The organism is Amycolatopsis rhizosphaerae (genome assembly GCF_007713715.1).
Taxonomy (GTDB): domain Bacteria; phylum Actinomycetota; class Actinomycetes; order Mycobacteriales; family Pseudonocardiaceae; genus Amycolatopsis_E; species Amycolatopsis_E rhizosphaerae.
Window position 1 is genome coordinate 1 of the sequence record NZ_VJWX01000512.1, and the last position, 5,152, is coordinate 5,152.

The following is a 5,152-nucleotide window of genomic DNA, read 5'->3' on the forward strand; positions in this document are numbered from 1 at the left end:
GGTGGCGGGGGAGCTGATGACGCACCCGCCGGTCACGATCGAGGCGGAGGATTCCCTTGTGGAGGGTGCGCGGCGGATGGCGCGCGAACACGTCAAGCAGTTGCCGGTGGTGGACCGCTACGGCAAGCTCGTCGGCATCGTCAGCCGCTCGGATCTGTTGCGCATCTTCGTCCGTACCGACGAGGAGTTGCGTGAGGAGGTCGTGCACGAGGTGTTCGGGCGGGTGCTGTGGCTTCCCGAACAGCGGGCCAGGCCGTTGGTGGCGGTGGCGGACGGGGTGGTCACGCTGACCGGTGAGCTGGAGCGCGCGAGCCTGGTGCCGATCGCGGTGGCGCTGACCCGCCGGGTGCCCGGGGTGGTCGACGTGGTCGACCGGCTGACCTTCACCACCGACGACACGGTGTCGTGAGGGACCTGCGGGTTGCCGTGAGGGGACCCCTCACAGGAAAGAAGGCTAAACGAGCGTGGGACACAAGCGCCTGAGCGTGGGACTCGCCCCGGCGGCTCGCCCCGCCCCTTTGCAGGCGCGTGGTTGTCAGCTGGCGCGGGCCTGTGTCGGAATGTAGACGCGGGTGTCGGCGTCGGATTCGATGTCGGCGGCGACGGCCTCGAGCAGTTCCTCGGTCAGGTCGGAGAAGGCGCGGGCGATCGCCAGTTCCGCGGCGATGCCGGGCAGGTGTACTCCGCGTGCGCCGCCGCGGACGAGGCCGATTCCGACGAAGGAGCCGCCCTCGACGCCGAGTTGTACCCGGGCGCGGGTTGTGCCGTTGTTCTCGTCGAGTGCGATGTCCACTGTCCACTTCGCCGGTTGTGCCATGAGCTCAGACTCCCTTATTTCGCTCTGCGGGACCCAGTTTCCCCCGTTTGGGGTCTGGTGCCCTAGAGCCGAAGGGCCCTCGTCAGTGGGACGAATTCCGTTTCGGAACGACGGTTTTCTTCTTCTTGGTGCGGGCGGTCCTGGACAGGGTGGTGAGGTCGCGTTCGATCGCGGCGGCCATCAGGCCCGGTTCCGGGGCGGTGGCGGCGTCGGCGGTGATGCCGAAGGACATCCGGTCGCGGTAGGTCAGCACCGCCACGCCGGTTCGCAGGCGCATCGCGATGGGCACGTACGGGTAGAGGTCGGTGACCTCCCGGCCGAGGATGGACAGGGTGTGCCGGGGGCCGGGCACGTTGGTCGCCACCGACACCACGTTGCGGTGCGGGAGGCGGGCCGCCGCGCGGATGGTCCAGGCGAGGGGGGCGTAGGGCCCGTACCGGGCCGAGGTGGTCACGGCGACGCCGGCTTCGGCCTCGCGGTGCCCCTTCAGTTCCGCCAGGCGCCGGTGCACCGTGACCAGCCGCAGCGCGGGGTCGGCGATATCGACCGGCAGCAGGGGCAGCATCAGCGACACCTGGTTGTTCATCCGGCCGATTTCCACCTCGCGGCGGACCGAGACCGGCACCAGGGTGCGCACGCTGTCGGCGGCCGGTTCTTCTCCCCGGCTGAGCAGCAGTTCCCGGTAGGCGGCGGTGATCGCGGCGAGTACCACGTCGTTCACCGTGACGTCGAACGCCTTGGCGATGGCCACCACCTTGGGCAGCGAGGCGTGCGCGAGTTCGTAGCGCCGCATGCGGCCGATCGGGCCGGACAGCGACGACGGACTCACCGGGATCACCGCTCGCATCAGCGCCTCCAGCCCCTGGGACGCCTCGGTCACCCGCCCGGCCAGTGCGCGGGGCTTGGTGAGCGCCCCGAACGCGGCCCTCAGCGTCGTCAGCGGGCCGGCGACCATGTCGCGCAGAGCGGCCGCGAGCAGCGGCATCCTGCCCGGGGACGGTTCGGCCGGGCGCAGCGGAGGCGGGGGCCGGTCCTGCTCGCGGAAGAACACCTCGTGCAGCGTGTTGCCCGAGACCCCGTCGGCCAGGCAGTGGTGCACCTTGGACAGGATGGCCCACCGGCCCCCGGCCAGGCCCTCGATCACCCAGCACTCCCACAGCGGGCGGTCGCGGTCGAGCCGCTGGGCCATCAGCATCCCCACCAGTTCGCACAACCCGGCCTCGTCGCCGGGCCCGGGCACCGCCACCCGGTGGAACTGCCGTACCGGATCGAAGTCCGGGTCGTCCACCCACGACGGCGTCCCCAGATCCAGCGGTACGCGGTGGATCTTCTGCCGGTACCGCGGGATCAGGGGCAGCCGGGCGGTGAACTCGGCGACGAGTTCCCGCTGCGAGGGAGCCGGCCCCTCCGCCACGGCCACCGAAGCGATGGCCAGCACGACGGCGGGGTCGGCGTCCTCGATCTCCAGGAAGGCCGCATCGAGAGGGCTCAACGGTTCCACGACGCCTCCTCGTTCCCGCCCCGACGGCTCAGGCGGTGGTGTTTCCCGACGAGTCCGCCACCAGCACGGCCGGTGCGCCCCGGCGGACACCCAGCCCGGGTGTCTCGTGCCGCAACGCCTCCAGCACCGCGCCGCCGTCGACGGTCTCGTGTTCCATCAGCTGTCCGGCCAGCCATTCCAGTGCGTCCCGGTGATCCCGCAGCAGCCGCACCGCGCGCGCTTCGGCTTCCCGCAGCAGCCGGGCCACTTCCTGGTCCACGATCCGCTGCGTTTCCTCCGAATAGCGGTGCATCGCCTCCTTCGGCGCGCCCGGCAGGTACATCGCGTCGCCCGCGGGGTAGCCGATCGGGCCCAGTTCGGGGGAAAGCCCGAACTCGGTGACCATCTTGGTGGCCAGGTCCGTGGCGCCCGACAGGTCGTTGGCCGCCCCGGTGGACCCCTGCTCGAACACCACCAGTTCGGCCGCCCGCCCGCCGAGACGCACCGCGAGCAGGTCGTTGAGGTAGGCCTCGCTGTAGAGGTGCCGTTCGGCCTCGGGCAGCTGTTCGGTCGCGCCGAGCGCCATGCCCGCGGGCAGGATGGTCACCTTCGCCACCGGATCGGCGTGCTCGCACAGCGCGGCGACCAGGGCGTGCCCGGACTCGTGCACGGCCACCGAATGCCGTTCCTCCGGCAGCAGCGCGTTGGAGGTTTCCCGGCGGCCCAGCAGCACCCGGTCCCTGGCCGCGCCCAGGTCGGCCGCGGTGATCGTGGTCCGGGCCGCGCGCACCGCGTTGATCGCGCCCTCGTTGACGAGGTTGGCCAGGTCCGCGCCGGAGAAGCCGGGGGTGCCGCGGGCGATCACCTCCAGATCCACGTCCGGGGCGAGGTGCTTGTTCGCCACGTGCACGCCGAGGATCGCGGCGCGCTCCGCCTGGTTGGGCAGCGGTACCGTCACCTGGCGGTCGAAGCGGCCGGGCCGCAGCAAGGCCGGGTCGAGTGTCTCCGGGCGGTTCGTGGCGGCCAGCACCACGATCCCGCTGCTCTGATCGAAACCGTCCATTTCGGACAGGAGCTGGTTGAGGGTCTGCTCCCGCTCGTCGTGGCCACCGATCCCGCCGATCCCGCGGCGGCTGCCCACCGCGTCGATCTCGTCGATGAAGATGATCGACGGGGCCCGGTCGCGGGCCTCGGTGAACAGGTCCCGCACCCGCGAGGCCCCGACACCGACGAACATCTCCACGAACGCCGAACCCGTCACCGACAGGAACGGCACGCTCGCCTCCCCGGCCACCGCGCGGGCCAGCAGCGTCTTGCCGGTCCCCGGCGGGCCCACCATGATCACCCCGCGGGGGCCTTTCGCGCCGGCCGCGGCGTAGCGGGCCGGATCGCGCAGGAAGTCCACGACCTCGCTGACCTCCTGCTTGACCCCTTCGTAGCCCGCCACGTCGGCGAAGCGGGTGGTCGGCCGCTCCGCTTCGATGATCTTCGCCTTCGAGCGGCCGAAACCGCCGAGGCCACCGGCGAGCGACCGCTGCGCGGCCCGGCCGGTCCAGGCGAAGAAGGCGATGATGAGCACCAGCGGCAGCAGGCTGAACAGCACGGTCAGCCATCCCGAACCCGACGAGCTGACCTTGCCGGTGATCTGCACGTCCTTGGTCTGCAACTGCTGTTCCAGTTGGCTGTTGCCCAGTGCGGTCGGAATCTGGGTGGTGAACTGCGTGCCGTCCTTCAGCGTGCCGGACAGCGAGCCCTTGTCGTCCACGTCGACCGTCTTCACCTGTCCTGCATCCACTTTGGACAGGAAATCGGTGTAGGAGTAGGACTGGGTGGTCGTCGAGCCGGTCAGGATGCTCGGCAGGAACAGCAGCACCATGGTGATCAGCAGACCGAGCGGGAGCAGCCAGCTCCGCCAGGCCGGCGGCCGGGGCGGCTCCGGCTTCTTGATCGGATCCGGTGGCGGGCCCGACTTCGCCGCACGAGACATGTTCCGTTCCTTTCCCACACCTGTTTCGCCCGTCCAGCAAACCGTGTGCGCCGCCCATCCGGGGAGCGTCGAAAGTCCTCACCAGCGGTGTCCGAAGGCCCTGCGCAGGGCCCCGATCCGCTTCTAGCGTCGAGGTGCACCGGTATGGGGCCGCGCGCGTTTCGAGGAGCAGGACCATGGACGCAAGGGAAATCATGACCAGGCCGGTGGTGGCGGTGACGACCACGGCCACCGTGCGGGAGGCGATCGCCCTGCTCGTCCAGCACGGCTTCGCCGCGCTGCCGGTGGTGGACGACGAGGACCGGGTCGTGGGCATCTTCACCGAAGCCGACGCGCTCCGCGCCGACATCGGGGGGACGAACGGCAACCCCACCGTCGGCTCCGTGATGACCGCTCCGGTCGAGGTCGCCACCATGGACACCGAGATCAGCCAGATCGCCCGCCATATGCTCAGCGACCGCCTCCGCTGTGTCCCCGTGGTCGACGACGGGGTGCTGGTCGGCGTGGTCAGCAGGCGTGACCTGCTGCGCCCGCTGGTCCGGCACGACGACGCGATCGCCGCGCAACTGCGCGCCCTGCTCGCCGACTACGCGGGCCACCGGGGCCGCTGGTCGGTGGAGGTCGCCGGGGGAGTGGCCCACATCAGCGGCGACTTCTCCGACGAGGCCGAACGCCGCGTGGTCAACGCGCTGGCCAAGACCGTCCCCGGCGTCCACCACGCCGAAATCGGCTGACCCACGGCGCGGGCGGATTCCCGTGAGGGGTCCTGGTCCCCTCACGGCCCTATTTGCCAGGGTCCCGGCAAAGTCCGGTCCGCTCGCGGTGCACGGCGCGCCCGCCGGGCGAGTCCCGCCCTCGTGCGCATGTG

General features: G+C 71.0%; 5 protein-coding genes. 2 read left to right on the forward strand and 3 right to left on the reverse strand.

The window, feature by feature from the left end; all coding sequences use genetic code 11:
• On the forward strand, nucleotides 1-409 hold a 409-nt coding region (locus FNH05_RS31895), incomplete at its 5' end, for a CBS domain-containing protein (RefSeq protein ID WP_144592562.1).
• A 126-nt stretch (nucleotides 410-535) separates the two neighbouring features.
• On the opposite strand, the gene FNH05_RS31900 is transcribed toward FNH05_RS31895, so the two are convergent.
• The 3 genes from FNH05_RS31900 to ftsH all read right to left on the reverse strand — a co-directional run bounded on the left by FNH05_RS31900 (nucleotide 536) and on the right by ftsH (nucleotide 4,284).
• Nucleotides 536-817 (reverse strand): dsRBD fold-containing protein, encoded by a 282-nt coding sequence (locus tag FNH05_RS31900; RefSeq protein ID WP_144592563.1) that lies wholly within the window; start codon nucleotides 815-817, stop codon nucleotides 536-538.
• Nucleotides 818-899: 82 nt separating this feature from the next.
• Nucleotides 900-2,318 carry a wax ester/triacylglycerol synthase family O-acyltransferase gene (locus FNH05_RS31905; RefSeq protein ID WP_144592564.1) on the reverse strand — a complete coding sequence of 473 codons (1,419 nt, stop codon included), beginning with the start codon at nucleotides 2,316-2,318 and terminating at the stop codon, nucleotides 900-902.
• 28 nt (nucleotides 2,319-2,346) lie between these two features.
• Nucleotides 2,347-4,284 carry an ATP-dependent zinc metalloprotease FtsH gene (gene ftsH / locus FNH05_RS31910; protein ID WP_144592565.1) on the reverse strand — a complete coding sequence of 646 codons (1,938 nt, stop codon included), beginning with the start codon at nucleotides 4,282-4,284 and terminating at the stop codon, nucleotides 2,347-2,349.
• A 176-nt stretch (nucleotides 4,285-4,460) separates the two neighbouring features.
• Here ftsH and FNH05_RS31915 point away from each other — a divergent pair, with 176 nt between their 5' ends.
• On the forward strand, nucleotides 4,461-5,018 hold the full coding sequence (locus FNH05_RS31915) for a CBS domain-containing protein (protein ID WP_144592566.1): 558 nt from the start codon (nucleotides 4,461-4,463) through the stop codon (nucleotides 5,016-5,018).
• The last annotated feature ends 134 nt before the right edge of the window (nucleotides 5,019-5,152 follow it).